This window comes from Staphylococcus pasteuri (assembly GCF_030547725.1).
Taxonomy (GTDB): domain Bacteria; phylum Bacillota; class Bacilli; order Staphylococcales; family Staphylococcaceae; genus Staphylococcus; species Staphylococcus pasteuri.
In genome coordinates this window covers 49403-65308 of sequence record NZ_JAUOQO010000001.1, presented here as the reverse complement: position 1 = coordinate 65308, position 15906 = coordinate 49403, and the positions used below count along the sequence as shown (strand labels likewise).

Genomic DNA, 15906 nt, shown 5'->3' with positions numbered 1-15906 from the left:
ATTGAAAGATTATAAAAAATCATAGGGGATTTATACCTTCAATTAGGACTTTCCCTAATATAAAAAGTTTGTGAAAAAATATACAATTTGAATATAAGAAAAAGTAGCGAAATTAATTAACGGACATAGATAATCACTTTGCTAGTGTAGGAGGATATATATGGGGAAATTTGGATTGAATTTTTTTAAACCAACAGAAAAATTTAACGGGAACTGGTCAGTATTAGAAAGTAAAAGCAGAGAATGGGAGAAAATGTATCGAGAACGTTGGAGCCATGATAAAGAAGTTAGAACTACACATGGTGTTAACTGTACTGGATCATGTTCATGGAAAGTTTTTGTTAAAAATGGTGTTATTACATGGGAAAACCAACAAACAGACTATCCAAGCTGTGGTCCTGATATGCCAGAATACGAACCTAGAGGTTGCCCAAGAGGAGCATCATTCTCATGGTACGAATATAGTCCTTTAAGAGTTAAATATCCATATATAAGAGGAAAATTATTAGAACTCTGGCAAGAAGCACTAGAAGAAAATCAAGGTAATAAAATTGCGGCATGGGCATCTATTGTTGAAGATGAAGAAAAAGCTAAACAGTATAAATCTGCAAGAGGTATGGGTGGCCATGTAAGATCTAATTGGAAAGATGTTACTGATATCATAGCAGCTCAATTATTATACACAATAAAAAAAGATGGACCTGATAGAATTGCAGGATTTACGCCTATACCTGCAATGTCAATGGTGAGTTACGCTGCAGGTGCACGTTTTATTAATTTACTCGGCGGCGAAATGCTTAGCTTTTATGATTGGTATGCAGATTTACCACCTGCTTCTCCACAGATTTGGGGAGAACAAACTGATGTACCTGAATCAAGTGATTGGTATAACGCATCATATATTATTATGTGGGGCTCAAATGTACCTTTAACACGTACACCGGACGCTCACTTTATGACAGAAGTTAGATATAAAGGTACTAAAGTTATTTCTGTAGCACCAGATTATGCAGAGAACGTTAAATTTGCGGACAATTGGTTAGCGCCTAATCCTGGTACAGATGCAGCAGTGGCGCAAGCAATGACACACGTCATTTTACAAGAATATTATATAAACAAACCAAACCAACGTTTCATCGATTACGCTAAACAATACACTGATATGCCTTTCGTATTGATGTTAGATAAAGATGAAAATGGATTTAAAGCAGGCAGATTTTTAAGAGCTACTGATTTAGGTCAACAAACTGAAAATGGGGAATGGAAACCATTAATTTTTGATGAAATTTCAAATGAGTTAACAGTACCTAACGGCACAATGGGACAAAGATGGGAAGAAGGCAAACAATGGAATCTTAAATTAGAAGATGATGAAGGAAACAAAATAGATCCTTCATTATCCATGGCTGATAGTGAATATGAATTACAGCAAATTCAATTTCCATATTTTGATAGTAATGGTGATGGAATATTTGAAAGACCTATTCCTACTAAAAAAGTCACTTTAGCTGACGGAACAGAAACATATATCACAACAGTATTTGATTTAATGGCAAGTCAATATGGCGTACGTCGATTTAACCATGATTTAGAAGCAGATAGTTATGAAGATAAAGATTCTAAATATACTCCAGCATGGCAACAAGAAATAACAGGTATTAAAAGTAATTTAGTCACTCAAGTAGCTAAAGAATTTGCACAAAATGCTATTGATACTGAAGGTCGTTCAATGATTATTATGGGCGCTGGCGTAAACCATTGGTTCAATTCAGATACTATTTATCGTGCAATACTCAATTTAGTTATGTTATGTGGTTGCCAAGGCGTTAACGGAGGAGGATGGGCTCACTACGTTGGTCAAGAAAAATGTCGCCCAATAGAAGGCTGGAATACACTTGCATTTGCAAAAGACTGGCAAGGACCACCACGTTTACAAAATGGAACTAGTTGGTTTTACTTTGCTACTGATCAATGGAAATACGAAGAATCAGATGTAGATAAATTAAAATCACCTTTAGCTAAAAATATTAAACATAAACATCCTGCTGATTATAATGTGACAGCAGCAAAATTAGGTTGGTTACCATCATATCCTCAATTTGACAAAAATAGTTTGTTATTTGGTGAAGAAGCTAAAGAAAATGGTGACAATTCAAATGAAGCAATTCTTAAACGCGCTATAGATGAAGTGACATCTAAGAAAACTAAATTTGCAGTAGAAGATCCAGATTTAAGAAAAAATCATCCTAAAACATTGTTTGTTTGGCGCTCAAATTTAATATCAAGTTCTGCTAAAGGACAAGAATATTTCATGAAACATTTATTAGGTACTAAATCAGGTTTATTAGCTTCACCAAACGAAGATGACAAACCTGAAGAAATCAAATGGAGAGAAGAAACAACAGGAAAATTAGATTTATTAGTATCACTCGACTTTAGAATGACAGCAACGCCATTATATTCTGACATTGTTTTACCGGCAGCAACTTGGTACGAAAAACACGATTTATCATCAACAGACATGCATCCATATGTTCATCCATTTAATCCGGCTATTGATCCATTATGGGAATCACGTTCAGATTGGGATATTTATAAAACATTAGCTAAAGCAGTATCTGAAATGGCTAAAGATTATCTTCCAGGTACATTTAAAGATGTGGTTACATCACCATTAGGTCATGACTCAAAACAAGAAATAGGTACGCCACTCGGAATTGTAAAAGATTGGTCTAAAGGTGAAATTGATCCGATTCCTGGTCAAACAATGCCTAGCTTTTCAATCGTAGAAAGAGATTACACACTAATCTATGATAAATACGTTACAGTAGGACCTAAACTTGAGACAGGTAAAATAGGCGCACATGGAGTTAGCTTTAGCGTTAAAGATCAATATGAAGAACTTAAAAGTATGTTAGGTACATGGAATGATACCGATCCAGACTCAATTAAAAATGATAAACCACGTATTCATTCAGCACGAAATGTTGCAGATGCCATGCTAAATATTTCATCAGCTACTAATGGGAAATTATCTCAAAAATCTTACCAAGATTTAGAACAACAAACAGGTATGAAATTAGCAGATATATCTAGTGAAAGAGCTTCTGAAAAAATTACATTTTTAAATATTACATCGCAACCTAGAGAAGTTATACCAACAGCGGTATTTCCAGGTTCAAATAAAAATGGAAGACGTTATTCTCCATTTACAACTAATATTGAACGTTTAGTACCATTTAGAACATTAACTGGACGACAAAGTTATTATTTAGACCATGAAGTGTTCCAACAATTTGGTGAAAGTCTACCAATATATAAACCTACTTTACCGCCAATGGTATTTGGTACAAGAGATAAAAAAATTAAAGGCGGCACGGATGCATTAGTATTACGTTACCTTACACCACATGGTAAATGGAATATTCATTCAATGTATCAAGATAATAAACATATGTTGACATTATTCAGAGGTGGTCCAAATGTTTGGATTTCGAATGTAGATGCTGAGGCACATGATATTAAAGATAATGATTGGTTAGAAGTTTACAACCGAAACGGTGTTGTTACTGCTAGAGCGGTTATTTCTCACAGAATGCCTCAAGGAACAATGTTTATGTATCATGCTCAAGATAAACATATTCAAACACCTGGATCTGAAATTACAGATACAAGAGGTGGTTCACATAACGCACCAACTAGAATACATTTGAAACCGACACAATTAGTCGGCGGATATGCTCAAATTAGCTATCATTTTAACTACTACGGTCCGATAGGAAATCAAAGAGATGTTTACGTTGCAGTTAGAAAAATGAAGGAGGTCAATTGGCTTGAAGATTAAAGCGCAAATCGCAATGGTGTTGAATTTAGATAAATGTATAGGATGTCATACTTGTAGTGTTACATGTAAAAACACATGGACAAATAGACCAGGTGCTGAGTATATGTGGTTTAACAACGTTGAAACTAAACCAGGTACAGGATATCCGAAACGATGGGAAGACCAAGAACATTACAAAGGTGGTTGGGTTTTAAATAAAAAAGGAAAATTACAACTTAAATCAGGTAGTAAATGGTCTAAGATTGCTTTAGGTAAAATCTTTTATAACCCAGATATGCCTTTAATACAAGACTATTATGAACCATGGAATTATAACTATGAACATTTAACTTCAGCTAAACAAGGTAACCATTCACCTGTAGCAAGAGCGTATTCCGTTATTTCTGGGAAAAATATGGATATTGAATGGGGACCTAACTGGGAAGATGATTTAGCAGGTGCTAATGTTACAGGCCCTAAAGACCCTAACATCCAAAAAATTGAAGAAGATATTAAATTCCAATTTGATGAAACATTTATGATGTATTTACCTAGACTTTGCGAACATTGCTTAAACCCAAGTTGCGTAGCATCATGTCCTTCAGGTGCAATGTATAAAAGAGATGAAGATGGTATTGTATTGGTTGACCAAGATGCATGCAGAGGTTGGAGATATTGCATGACTGGTTGCCCTTATAAAAAAGTTTACTTCAACTGGAAAACAAATAAAGCAGAAAAATGTACATTTTGTTTCCCAAGAATTGAAGCAGGTATGCCTACTGTATGTTCAGAAACATGTACAGGTCGTATGAGATATTTAGGAGTACTTTTATATGATGCTGATCGCGTTGAAGAAATCGCATCAACTGAAAACGAACAAGACTTATATGAAAAACAATTAGAATTATTTTTAGATCCATATGACGAAGATGTTATTGCTCAAGCTGAAAAAGATGGTATCAACCACGAATGGATTGAAGCGGCACAACAATCACCAATATATAAATTGGCTATTGAATATAAATTAGCATTCCCATTACATCCAGAATATCGTACTTTACCAATGGTTTGGTATTGTCCACCATTAAGCCCAATCATGAGTTATTTCGAAGGTAAAAATACACAACAAGATCCAGACATGATTTTCCCAGCAATTGAAGAAATGAGATTACCTATCGAATATTTAGCTAATATGTTTACTGCTGGAGATACTGAACCAGTGAAAAAATCATTACAAAAAATGGCAATGATGCGTAGCTATATGAGAGCTAAAGTGACTAATAGACCATTTGATGTTAAAAAGTTAGATGCTTTAGATCTTACCGAAAGACAAGTTTCTGATATGTATCGATTATTAGGTTTAGCAAAATATGAAGAACGCTTTGTAATACCAACATCACATAAAGAAACATATTTAGATACTTATCATGCTCAAGGATCTCAAGGATATGGTGGAGAGAACTTCGGTGCAAATTGTGAAGGATGCGGCGTTGCAGTTGGCTCTGGAAAAACAGGCCAAGAAATATATAACGAAAACTTTTATGGAGGGATATTCCGTGATTAATTTCGATAATTTAAAAAAATATCAAGATAGTTTTGGTTATATAGCAATGTTATTAAGCTTTCCAGAAAAATTAACATTTAATGAAAATGTGTTTAATGAATCCATTACTTCACAACACCCTGGTTATCAAGATATTGTTAATTTTAGAGAAGTTATGATGAATTATACTTTGTCTGAAGCAAAACAAATTTATACTGATACGTTTGATTTCAGTAAAAATTCTCCATTATATATGACATATAACAAATTTGAAACTCAAAAAGAACGAGGACAAATGTTAGCCAAACTTAAAGTATTATACGAAATGTTTGGATTAAAAATGGTAGATAATGAATTATCTGATTATCTACCGTTAATGTTAGAATTTCTACAAACTATCGAATGGTATGGCGATGATAGAGCGGAAGAAAATATTCAACTTGTAATTATGATTATTGAAGACGGTACGTATGCATTGGCAAATGAGCTTGGTAAACATAATCATCCTTATGGATATGTTATCCAAGCATTACGTAAGACATTAAAATTATATCTAAAGTCACCAGAAGGAGTGACGCAACATGATTAGTCAATTTTTGTGGGTCATTTATCCCTACTTATGTTTGATGATTTTTATTATAGGACATATTGCAAGATATAAATATGATCAATTTTCTTGGACAGCCAAGTCTAGTGAATTAATTGAAAAGAAACAACTTAAATGGGGAAGTCTATTATTTCATTTAGGAGTTATTCCTGTGTTTTTTGGTCATGTTGTTGGTTTGGCAATACCGGAATCATGGACAGAAGCATTAGGTGTTACTGAAGGAATTTATCATTTTGGTGCCGTTTATATAGGAAGCATTTTTGGTATAATGACATTGATTGGTATGTTATTGTTAACAGCAAGACGTATAACATTTGAAAATGTAAGACGCTTGAGTTCATTTTCTGATATCTTCGTGAATTTTTTATTACTTTTAATTATTTTTATGGGATGTTACTCAACGCTTGTTACTAATATAACAAATGAAGGATTTAACTATCGTGAAACAATTTCAGTGTGGTTTAGACAGTTATTTTTATTTAGACCTCATGCTGAATTAATGTTAGAGGTACCACTTCAATTTAAAATTCATGTATTATTAGGATTCACAATATTAGCATGTTGGCCGTTTACACGTTTAGTTCATGTATGGAGTGTACCGTTATCTTATACTAATAGAAGATATATTATATATCGAAAAAATAAATTGTAATGATCCAAAGGTGGAATGATAATGACTCCAGGTTTAAATATGAAACTGCAAAATATTCAATACAATATTGATAAATTAAGAGAAGAAGAAGGCGTCGATTTTGCAGCGATTGCATTTTGTGAGCATTCGAGTACTTATTCCCCAATAAAATGGCAATATGTATCCGGAAATAACAACGATAGATATAAACTTATCGTTCTACGAAAAGGTCGTGGATTAGCTGGTAACGTCATGAAAACAGGGAAAAGAATGCTAATTTCTAATGTAGATATGGCGCTGTCACCAGATGAAAAAGTAAAATATCCCATTTTATTAAGTGAAAGTTTAACAGCGGTGATAGCAGTACCACTTTGCTTTAATAACCAAGTTTATGGTGTAATACTATTTGGCCAAAGAAATCACAAACCATTGCCTGATAATATAGAAAATATTATTATCAATGAGCGACTAGGTGAATTAAAAGAAGATATTAGGTGATTAAATTGTTGGGACATGATGATATCAAACTTGAAACTTTATTGAAAAAATATTATGAGTGCACAAATGAGAAAATTGTGTTTGTTAATAATGATGGCAAAGTAATAGCTATGAATGAAGCAGCTAATGAAGTGATTTCAATGGAAGATAATTATAGTACGATGACCAATGCAATATGTCGTAGATGTGAAGGTTATACCAATGAATTTGATTTGCAATCATGTAAAAATTGTTTTTTAGATGTAGAACAACCTAATAGATCTACATTTCAAGTTTTTATGAAAACTAATCAAAGAGAAATTGCACCATTTACTGCTACATATCAAACAATTGATAAAGAAAAAGGTATCAATGCATTTACTTTGCAAGATGTTGCACCTCAGATTGAACGTCAAGAAAAAATGAACCAACGTAGGATGATAAGAAAAACCATTTCTGCACAAGAAAATGAACGTAAACGTATTTCGAGAGAATTACATGATAGTCTAGTTCAAGAACTTTTAAATATAAACGTTCAATTACGCTTATTAAAGTACCAACAGGATAGAGAAAAAATATTGAATGATGTTGAAAATATTGAGGGCATCATGTCTCAATTAGTCGATGATGTTAGAAATTTATCTGTTGAATTAAGACCAGCTTCATTAGATGATTTAGGTTTAGAAGCCGCATTTAAATCTTATTTTAAACAGTTTGAAGAAAATTTCGGAATGCAAATTAATTACACATCTAATATTTCACAGCAACGTTTTGATAGTGAAGTTGAAACAGTTGTTTATCGTGTAGTTCAAGAAGCGATTTATAATGCGTTAAAATATGCAGGTGTTAGTGAAGTAGATGTAATGATTCAAAAAAATAATGATAATTTAATTGCAGAAATTATTGACCATGGATACGGATTTAATCCAAATTCTCAACCAAAAGGATCTGGACTAGGTTTATACGGTATGCGCGAGCGTGCTGAATTAGTGTACGGGCATGTAGATATAGAAACACATATTGATAAAGGTACAATAGTTACATTAGAAGTACCTTTGTGAAAATTTTTGGGGGAATTAAATTGAAAATTGTGATAGCTGATGATCATGCAGTTGTTCGAACAGGTTTTTCCATGATATTAAACTATCAACAAGATATGGAAGTAGTGGCTACAGCTGCTGACGGTGTTGAAGCATATCAAAAGGTGTTAGAACATAAACCAGACGTTCTTCTTATGGATTTAAGTATGCCACCAGGTGAATCTGGTTTAATAGCGACAAGCAAAATCAATGAAAGTTTTCCGGAGACTAAAATATTAATATTAACAATGTATGATGACGAAGAATATTTATTTCACGTACTTAGAAATGGTGCAAAGGGCTATATTTTAAAAAATGCGCCTGATGAACAATTAATTCTTGCGATTAGAACTGTTTATCAAGGAGATACTTATGTCGATATGAAATTAACAACATCACTTGTTAATGAATTCGTTAATAACAACAACCAAGAACCTACAGATGGGTCTGATCCCTTTAAAATTTTATCAAAACGCGAATTAGAAATATTACCGTTGATAGCTAAAGGGTACGGTAATAAAGAAATTGCTGAAAAATTATTTGTTTCTGTAAAAACAGTAGAAGCACATAAAACACATATTATGAACAAATTAGGATTAAAAACAAAACCAGAATTAGTTGAATACGCTATGAAAAAGAAACTATTAGAATTTTAGAGCCCCTTATCGCTTTAGCGATTAGGGGCTCTTATGCATTAGCGAAGCTAAGGCGAACCGAAGAAAATCGCTTTAGCGATTAGGGGCTCTTATGCATTTAAAGAAATACTTTTTCTTTAGAAATTAGTATTTCTTACACATGAGTTCATCTCATGTGTTCCATTAATAAACACCATAGATTAAAAGTGACTAATTAATTCAGGAGAGTAACTATATATCCTTTAAGCAGTAGCGAAGGCTACTGTGATCCTTAAAGGTACTTCCATTTTAATGGTTAGAGGCAGTGGTTGACTGGTTACTCATTTCATAAAACTCATGATTAACCTAGTCAACTTTGCCGGGGAGAAAAGACGATAAAGAAATACTTTTTCTTTAGAAATTAGTATTTCTTACACATGAGTTCACCTCATGTGTTCCACTATAACCACTAGTATTTCCAACGCATGAACATGCCTCATATGTTCTATTAATAAATGCTTTAAAATTTAACGAACTCATTTATTTTTATAGGGGAAAAAGGTAAACAAATAAGGGATTACACTAATGTTCAATTTTTCACAAACATCTTAAAATATAGTTATAGTTAGTACTTTGCATAGAAGTAGTAACACTCACAATTATTAAATGATTTATTCATTAAAGTACTAAATAATTATAATTTATGAAGGTGAAGACATGTACAAAAGAAAAGGTGGTTTTCAACTAGGTTTACAAACGTTAAGTTTAGTAGTTGGATTTATGGCTTGGAGTATCATATCTCCTTTAATGCCTTACATATCACAAGATATTAAAATTCCAGCATCACAACTATCGATTATTTTAGCAATACCTGTAATTTTAGGATCCATTTTACGTGTTCCGTTTGGATATCTCACAAATATCATTGGAGCTAAATGGGTTTTCTTCTGTAGTTTCATAATACTATTATTCCCAATATTCTTTTTAGCTCAGGCTAAATCTCCGGGAATGCTAATGCTTTCAGGGTTCTTTTTAGGAGTAGGGGGCGCTATATTTTCAGTAGGTGTCACTTCCATTCCTAAATACTTCCCAAAAGAAAAAGTAGGGTTAGCGAATGGTATATACGGCATGGGGAACATAGGGACAGCAGTTTCATCATTCTTAGCACCACCTATTGCAGGCATTATCGGTTGGCAAACAACAGTAAGAATGTATTTAATATTTATTGCTTTATTTGCTATATTAATGTTTATTTTTGGTGATAATAAAGAAACAAAAGTTAAAGTACCTTTAGTGGCACAAACTAAAATATTAGCTAAAAATCCTAAATTATATTATACAAGTTTATGGTATTTTATAACATTTGGCTCATTTGTAGCATTTGGTCTATTCTTACCTAACTTTTTAGTTAATCATTTTGGTATTGATAAAGTAGATGCAGGAATTCGTTCAGGTATTTTTATCGCCTTAGCAACATTCCTTAGACCAATCGGAGGTATGCTTGGTGATAAATTAAATGCCGTTAAAGTATTAATTATAGATTTCATTGCTATGATTATAGGCGCAGTAATCCTGGGGATTTCTTCTCATATTGTATTATTTACAATAGGGTGCTTATTAATTAGTATATGTGCAGGTATTGGTAATGGATTAATATTTAAACTTGTACCATCATACTTTTCAAAAGAAGCTGGGACAGCAAATGGTATCGTATCAATGATGGGTGGCTTAGGAGGATTCTTCCCACCAATAGTAATCACTTATGTATCTAGTATCACTGGTACAAGCCATCTCGCATTTATATTATTAGCAATATTTGCTATTATTGCTGTAATTACAATGTTTTTAGTTAATAAAAAAGACGCGAAAACAATTCATTAATAAAACAGACCTTGCTATGGTAAATCCATAACAAGGTCTATTATTTTATATTATGAAATTGAAATTGTTGTTGCATCTTCAGCTTCTTGTTGTTGTTTAGGCAAGTGTATGCTTAAAATGCCATTTTCAAATGTTGCTTTGATAAGAGACTTGTCTATATCCTCGAATTCAAATCTGCGCACTAATTCACCATTAGAACGTTCATTTAATTGCGTTTGTCCATTATGTGATTCAATATATTTATTAGCTTTAATAGTTAACGTATGTTGCTCAAAAGTTAATGAAATATCTTCTTTTTTCACACCTGCAAGTTCAGCTTCAATTAAGTAATGATCATTTTCATTATATAAATTAACAGGGAAAGCTTGTGATGAAAATTGATTGAATACTTGTTTACCTAAGTCTCTAAATAAATCAGTTGGATCATTTTTTAAAAATGAATTATTAAAGAAGTCATTATTTGGCATACTATTAGCTCCTTTTACAGTTATAAATTAACTATATTTAATTGTAAATTCATTATATGAAGTGTTTGTTATGAGGTAAAGTAAAATGGATTATTAATAGTGTAACAGTTCGTACTAGAGAATATAGACAAAAGTTTACATAACTTGATTTTATCAACGCATAAGAAAGGGATGAAAGTGGGCAAGTTTACTTTTGCCTTTTTTCTCTATATAAGATTATTTTTCTGAGGATTTATCGAAGTTTTTAGAAACAAAAAGTTGAAGGTGGTTAACTAATTCCTTAGCTTCATTTACATCTATATCAAATTCGCCAAATACCTTTTGCGAAACTTCTGATAAAGGTTTTTTAATACTTTTACCTTGTTCTGTTAGTGAAATTTGAAGATTTCGTTCATCTTTTTCTTCACGAGTTCGAACAACGTAATTTTTCTTTTCTAATTTTTTTAGTAATGGTGTTAAAGTGCCTGAATCTAAGAAAACTCTATCACCTAAAGTTTTGATGTTAAGTTTCTCATCTTCTTCAATCGCCATTAGCACTATATAACCAGTGTACGTGAGTTCATATTCCTTTAAATAATTGGAATACTTTTTGATAATTTCTTTTGATGAAACATAGAATAAAAAGCACAATTGTTTGCTTAAATAACTATTTTCGACATACATTAAATCACTACTTGTTAAGGTAACCATATTATGAAGTGTGTGACTTGTCAAGTGCCTATTTTGATAGTAAAGTTAAATTGCTTTTCATTTAAATATTAGAAAATCATAATTAAAGATTATTGATTTGAAAAATCCAATGACTTATAAAAAATAAGGAGTATATATAATGGAGAAAATCACTCAATTTGACGACGTATTAAAAGGAAGAAGATCAGTAAAAGTATTTGATACAGAACATAAAATCAGCCATGAAGAAATGGATAGTATCATTCAAAAAGCAACCAAAGCACCATCTTCAGTGAATATGCAACCATGGAGATTAATAGTTGTAGATTCTGATGAAGGTAAGGAGAAAATATTACCATCTTTCGGTAAGAATTCGAGACAAGTCAATACTTCTTCAGCTATGATAATCATATTTGGAGACTTGAAAAATTATGAAAAAGCTGAACAGATATACGGTGACGCAGTAAGCAAGAATCATATGACAGAAGAAATTAAAGATAAGATGTTAAGTTGGGTATTGCCTCATTATAAAGGATTATCTAGAGAAGGTATGAAAGATATCGTTAATATTGATAGTAGTTTAATGGCAATGCAATTAATGCTTGTGGCTAAATCGCATGGCTACGATACTAATGCTATAGGCGGATTTGATAAAGCTAATATTGCAAATGTGTTAGGGATAGATAGCGATCGATTTGTACCAGTTGTAGCAATTGCTATAGGTAAAGGTGCACAAGAAGCCCATGAATCAGTACGTTTACCACTTGATGATGTAAGACAGTATCTTTAATTAACATATGAATCATCTTTGCATTATATCAATGAGTTAAGAATATTTTGTTACAAAATTTTTATAAGACTTTAAAAATGCATAAATTTCGTTCATACTAATTAAGATAAGGCAAAAGGAGTCTATAAAATGAGTAAGAAGCAGAAATTAATCAGAATTATTATTATATTAATTATTTCATTAGTGATTGCGTTTGCGTTTTTCTTCGCGCTTAAATCATATCAAGGTCACAAAAATATTGAAATGGTTGATAGTTATTTAAAAGAACACCATTTAAAAGATAAAGTTAAAAAACAAGAAACTCTTTATAGCGCTAAAAAGGGTGTTTATTATAAGGAAGTTATTTTTAAAGATGAACCTAAAATAACTTATGTCATTCAACCTATTAGTACTAGAAAAGGTGTTTTTGCCGAAGGTTTTGATACTGAAACTAAGAAAAGTATAAAAAGTGCTAAGCATAATTACTTTAATAAAAACTATAAACCTTCAAAATAATTGCAATAAGATGAGTTACCAAGTTGAAAAAAATTTGGTAACTTTTTTATTTTGGGTATCAGTTAAAATTAAAGAATAGAAATGAAGAACCTTTAAAAAGAAATAAAAAATAAACATAGTAAACTACTCTTGATTCATAAAAGTTAAAACATTTCAATACAATTATTTATATTTGTTATATAAATAATTATAGCTATTTTTAACTTATCTGATATAATTAAGTGATGTCAGATGAAGGGGAGTTTGCAATATGGCTCTGTTTAAGAGAAAAATCAGTCTACCTGTGCAAGTATTAATTGCATTGGTTCTAGGTGTTGTCGTTGGACTTATATTATATGGAAATGAAGAAGCGGCTAACTACATAAAGCCATTTGGAGACATCTTTTTAAACTTAATTAAAATGATTGTTATTCCAGTTGTATTCTGTTCTTTAGCACTATCTATTTCGAACGTTGGGGAATCGAAAACTGTAGGTCGCTACGGATGGAAAACAATATTATACTTTGAAATTATAACAACAATCGCTATTGGTCTTGGATTAATTTTCGGAAACCTATTTAAACCAGGTTCTGGATTAGATCCATCAAAATTACCAAAGGGCGATATTTCTAAATATCAAACATCTGCACATGCTGCAGAACAAACTACATATGGTAATCATTTTATTGATACTATAGTAAACATTGTACCAACAAACTTTTTTGAAGCTTTAAACAAAGGTGAATTATTACCTATTATCTTTTTTGCTGTATTCTTCGGTTTAGGTTTAGCTGCCGTTGGCGAAAAAGCAGAACCAGTAAAATCTTTCTTAAGTGGAACTTTAGAAGCAGTTTTCTGGATGATTAATAAAATATTAAAATTAGCACCACTTGGTGTCTTTGCATTTATTTGTACAACAATCATTACATTCGGAGCATCAGCGTTACTTCCTTTACTAAAACTAGTATTAGTTGTAATTTTCGCAATGGTATTCTTTATAGTTGTAGTATTAGGAATTGTAGCTAGAATGTGTGGCATTAGTATTTTCTCTATTATGAAAATACTAAAAAGCGAAATACTTTTGGCTTTCTCAACTTCAAGTTCAGAAGCAGTATTACCAGTAATGATGAAAAAGATGGAAAGATTCGGTTCGCCGAAAGATATTACATCGTTTGTTATACCAATTGGTTATACATTTAACTTAGATGGATCAGCTTTATATCAATCTATCGCTGCATTATTCGTAGCACAAATGTATGGCATGCATTTAACATTAACTGAACAATTAGTTTTAATGTTAACGTTAATGCTTACATCAAAAGGTATGGCAGCAGTTCCAGGTACTTCAATCGTTGTGTTATTAACAACATTAGGTGCAATGGGATTACCAGCTCAAGGACTTGCTTTAATTATAGGGGTTGACCGTTTATTAGACATGGTACGTACAGTAGTTAACGTTATGGGTAACGCTTTATCTACAGTTGTCATTGCTAAATGGGAAAACGTTTATGATAAAAAACAAGGTCAAGAGTACTTAAAAACATTATAAAATAATAAATCTGACATTTTAGAGCCCCTTATCGCTTTAGCGATTAGGGGCTCTTATGCATTAGCAAAGCTAAGGCGAACCAAGAAGAAAATCGCTTTAGCGATTATAAAGAAGTACTTCCATTTCAATGGTTAGTACTTCTTACGCAGTAGCGAAAGCTACTGTGACCCTTAAAAGTACCTCCATTTTAATGGTTAGAGGCAGTGGTTGATAGATTATAACTTAACATATTCGTTCGTATAACATAAAAAAGAAGCAAGTCATTATCGACTTGCTTCTTTTAAAATTACATATGCATATCGCCCATATCATGGATTTGAGTCATTAATCCATGTGGTACATCATCATGATCTACCTTTTTAACACTAGCAATTTTGCCAGATTTTTCATTTTTAGTAATTCTTACGAAATCCTCTTTTTTAACAGATACATCAGCATCTGATGGAAGTTTAACGTTCTTTTCGATTTTTTCGTCTTTTTCACTAATCATTTTATCAATTGTTGTACCATTCTTCATTACGCCATAATAAGTTTCTTTTTTACCGCCTGCCATCATAGCAATAACTAGAACAATACATATAATGACCATGATTGCAATAAGACTATAAGCGAGTCCTTTTTTACCTTTCATTCAGCAAAATCTCCTTTAATATTGTTTATCTATCTACTATTTCATTTATACAGAAAAATAGAGTGATTTGCAATTAAATTTAAAATATAAGTGGATATTATAATTTGATATTTTCATCAAATATACGAATTTGTATCACATCAAAAAATCCCAACTTATTTAAGTTGAGATTAATCATTCATTTATAACTCAATTGTGAAAGGTGTGTCTAAATCTTTGTCGTTCATTAATTTAATTGATTTAGGATTTACTTTTAATACACATAATTCGGGGTCTTTACTAGAATCGAAAAATGATTTATCTTGAGTTTCCCATAACCAGTCAATTGTTTTTTCATCTTTAACAATTTCAATAGTTGCATCGATTTCAACAAAACTATTGTTAGTTGTTTCGTTATAGCCTAATAAAATATAAGCATAAGGATTGTCTTCAATTTCTTCAACCTTTATAGAATTAATATTTGTCTTAGTATATAGTGTCAATTCGTCATTATAGAATACCATATATCTACTATTAGGTTTATTATTATAAGCGGTTGATAAAACACCCACTTTTGAATGATCTAATACTTTTTCAATTGCTTCAGTTGCTTTTTGATTATCCAATCCTATCATCTCCTTAATACTAAATATATCCTTAATCAGAGATTGTTAAACTTAAGACACCATCAT

General features: G+C 31.7%; 15 protein-coding genes. 11 read left to right on the top strand and 4 right to left on the bottom strand.

Annotated elements, in window-relative coordinates; all coding sequences use genetic code 11:
- Positions 1–160 precede the first annotated feature (160 nt).
- The 8 genes from Q4528_RS00285 to Q4528_RS00250 all read left to right on the top strand — a co-directional run bounded on the left by Q4528_RS00285 (position 161) and on the right by Q4528_RS00250 (position 10655).
- The gene (locus Q4528_RS00285; RefSeq protein ID WP_017637735.1) at positions 161–3844 is read left to right on the top strand and encodes a nitrate reductase subunit alpha; all 3684 of its coding nucleotides are present in this window, start codon (positions 161–163) and stop codon (positions 3842–3844) included.
- Complete coding sequence (gene narH, locus Q4528_RS00280; protein WP_017637736.1) at positions 3834–5387, top strand: nitrate reductase subunit beta; 1554 nt, start codon at positions 3834–3836, stop codon at positions 5385–5387. The genes Q4528_RS00285 and narH overlap by 11 nt, the downstream gene beginning before the upstream one ends.
- Entirely contained in the window at positions 5380–5955 is a 576-nt protein-coding gene (gene narJ, locus Q4528_RS00275; protein ID WP_046467070.1) for a nitrate reductase molybdenum cofactor assembly chaperone, read from the top strand. The genes narH and narJ overlap by 8 nt, the downstream gene beginning before the upstream one ends.
- The gene (gene narI / locus Q4528_RS00270) at positions 5948–6625 is read left to right on the top strand and encodes a respiratory nitrate reductase subunit gamma (protein ID WP_017637738.1); all 678 of its coding nucleotides are present in this window, start codon (positions 5948–5950) and stop codon (positions 6623–6625) included. The genes narJ and narI overlap by 8 nt, the downstream gene beginning before the upstream one ends.
- 21 nt (positions 6626–6646) lie before the next feature.
- Positions 6647–7102, top strand: coding sequence for a nitrate respiration regulation accessory nitrate sensor NreA (gene nreA / locus Q4528_RS00265; protein ID WP_029055761.1), 456 nt, complete (start codon positions 6647–6649; stop codon positions 7100–7102).
- Between the two features lie 8 nt (positions 7103–7110).
- A complete protein-coding gene (gene nreB, locus Q4528_RS00260) occupies positions 7111–8142 on the top strand; it encodes a nitrate respiration regulation sensor histidine kinase NreB (RefSeq protein ID WP_017637740.1) in 1032 nt (343 codons plus the stop codon).
- 20 nt (positions 8143–8162) lie between these two features.
- Positions 8163–8816, top strand: coding sequence for a nitrate respiration regulation response regulator NreC (nreC, locus tag Q4528_RS00255; RefSeq protein ID WP_029055762.1), 654 nt, complete (start codon positions 8163–8165; stop codon positions 8814–8816).
- Positions 8817–9491: 675 nt separating this feature from the next.
- Positions 9492–10655, top strand: a complete 1164-nt coding sequence (locus Q4528_RS00250; protein WP_046467071.1) for a nitrate/nitrite transporter — start codon at positions 9492–9494, stop codon at positions 10653–10655.
- A gap of 50 nt (positions 10656–10705) precedes the next feature.
- Here the strand turns inward: Q4528_RS00250 and Q4528_RS00245 are convergent, their stop codons facing one another.
- Both Q4528_RS00245 and Q4528_RS00240 read right to left on the bottom strand, forming a co-directional pair.
- The gene (locus tag Q4528_RS00245) at positions 10706–11122 is read right to left on the bottom strand and encodes an Hsp20/alpha crystallin family protein (protein WP_046467072.1); all 417 of its coding nucleotides are present in this window, start codon (positions 11120–11122) and stop codon (positions 10706–10708) included.
- A 216-nt stretch (positions 11123–11338) separates the two neighbouring features.
- On the bottom strand, positions 11339–11785 hold the full coding sequence (locus tag Q4528_RS00240) for a MarR family winged helix-turn-helix transcriptional regulator (RefSeq protein WP_017637744.1): 447 nt from the start codon (positions 11783–11785) through the stop codon (positions 11339–11341).
- A 166-nt stretch (positions 11786–11951) separates the two neighbouring features.
- On the opposite strand from Q4528_RS00240, the gene Q4528_RS00235 reads away from it, so the two are divergent.
- From Q4528_RS00235 to Q4528_RS00225, 3 genes are all read left to right on the top strand, one after another.
- Positions 11952–12581: a nitroreductase family protein gene (locus tag Q4528_RS00235; RefSeq protein WP_046467073.1), complete on the top strand. Its 630-nt coding sequence runs from the start codon at positions 11952–11954 to the stop codon at positions 12579–12581.
- A gap of 129 nt (positions 12582–12710) precedes the next feature.
- Positions 12711–13076, top strand: coding sequence for a DUF3139 domain-containing protein (locus tag Q4528_RS00230; RefSeq protein ID WP_017637746.1), 366 nt, complete (start codon positions 12711–12713; stop codon positions 13074–13076).
- 250 nt (positions 13077–13326) lie between these two features.
- A complete protein-coding gene (locus Q4528_RS00225) occupies positions 13327–14604 on the top strand; it encodes a dicarboxylate/amino acid:cation symporter (RefSeq protein ID WP_017637747.1) in 1278 nt (425 codons plus the stop codon).
- Between the two features lie 286 nt (positions 14605–14890).
- Here Q4528_RS00225 and Q4528_RS00220 read toward each other — a convergent pair whose 3' ends face one another.
- Both Q4528_RS00220 and Q4528_RS00215 read right to left on the bottom strand, forming a co-directional pair.
- Complete coding sequence (locus tag Q4528_RS00220; protein WP_017637748.1) at positions 14891–15235, bottom strand: DUF4889 domain-containing protein; 345 nt, start codon at positions 15233–15235, stop codon at positions 14891–14893.
- A 182-nt stretch (positions 15236–15417) separates the two neighbouring features.
- Positions 15418–15849 (bottom strand): pyridoxamine 5'-phosphate oxidase family protein, encoded by a 432-nt coding sequence (locus tag Q4528_RS00215; RefSeq protein WP_390321212.1) that lies wholly within the window; start codon positions 15847–15849, stop codon positions 15418–15420.
- Positions 15850–15906 lie beyond the last annotated feature (57 nt).

Bases quoted from the DNA above. Each gene is read 5' to 3' on its own strand.
- Q4528_RS00285 (WP_017637735.1), top strand. From the start codon at position 161: ATGGGGAAATTTGGATTGAATTTTTTTAAACCAACAGAAAAATTTAAC.
- narI (WP_017637738.1), top strand. From the start codon at position 5,948: ATGATTAGTCAATTTTTGTGGGTCATTTATCCCTACTTATGTTTGATG.
- nreA (WP_029055761.1), top strand. From the start codon at position 6,647: ATGACTCCAGGTTTAAATATGAAACTGCAAAATATTCAATACAATATT.
- Q4528_RS00250 (WP_046467071.1), top strand. From the start codon at position 9,492: ATGTACAAAAGAAAAGGTGGTTTTCAACTAGGTTTACAAACGTTAAGT.
- Q4528_RS00245 (WP_046467072.1), bottom strand. From the start codon at position 11,122: ATGCCAAATAATGACTTCTTTAATAATTCATTTTTAAAAAATGATCCA.
- Q4528_RS00240 (WP_017637744.1), bottom strand. From the start codon at position 11,785: ATGTATGTCGAAAATAGTTATTTAAGCAAACAATTGTGCTTTTTATTC.
- Q4528_RS00235 (WP_046467073.1), top strand. From the start codon at position 11,952: ATGGAGAAAATCACTCAATTTGACGACGTATTAAAAGGAAGAAGATCA.
- Q4528_RS00230 (WP_017637746.1), top strand. From the start codon at position 12,711: ATGAGTAAGAAGCAGAAATTAATCAGAATTATTATTATATTAATTATT.
- Q4528_RS00225 (WP_017637747.1), top strand. From the start codon at position 13,327: ATGGCTCTGTTTAAGAGAAAAATCAGTCTACCTGTGCAAGTATTAATT.
- Q4528_RS00220 (WP_017637748.1), bottom strand. From the start codon at position 15,235: ATGAAAGGTAAAAAAGGACTCGCTTATAGTCTTATTGCAATCATGGTC.
- Q4528_RS00215 (WP_390321212.1), bottom strand. From the start codon at position 15,849: ATGATAGGATTGGATAATCAAAAAGCAACTGAAGCAATTGAAAAAGTA.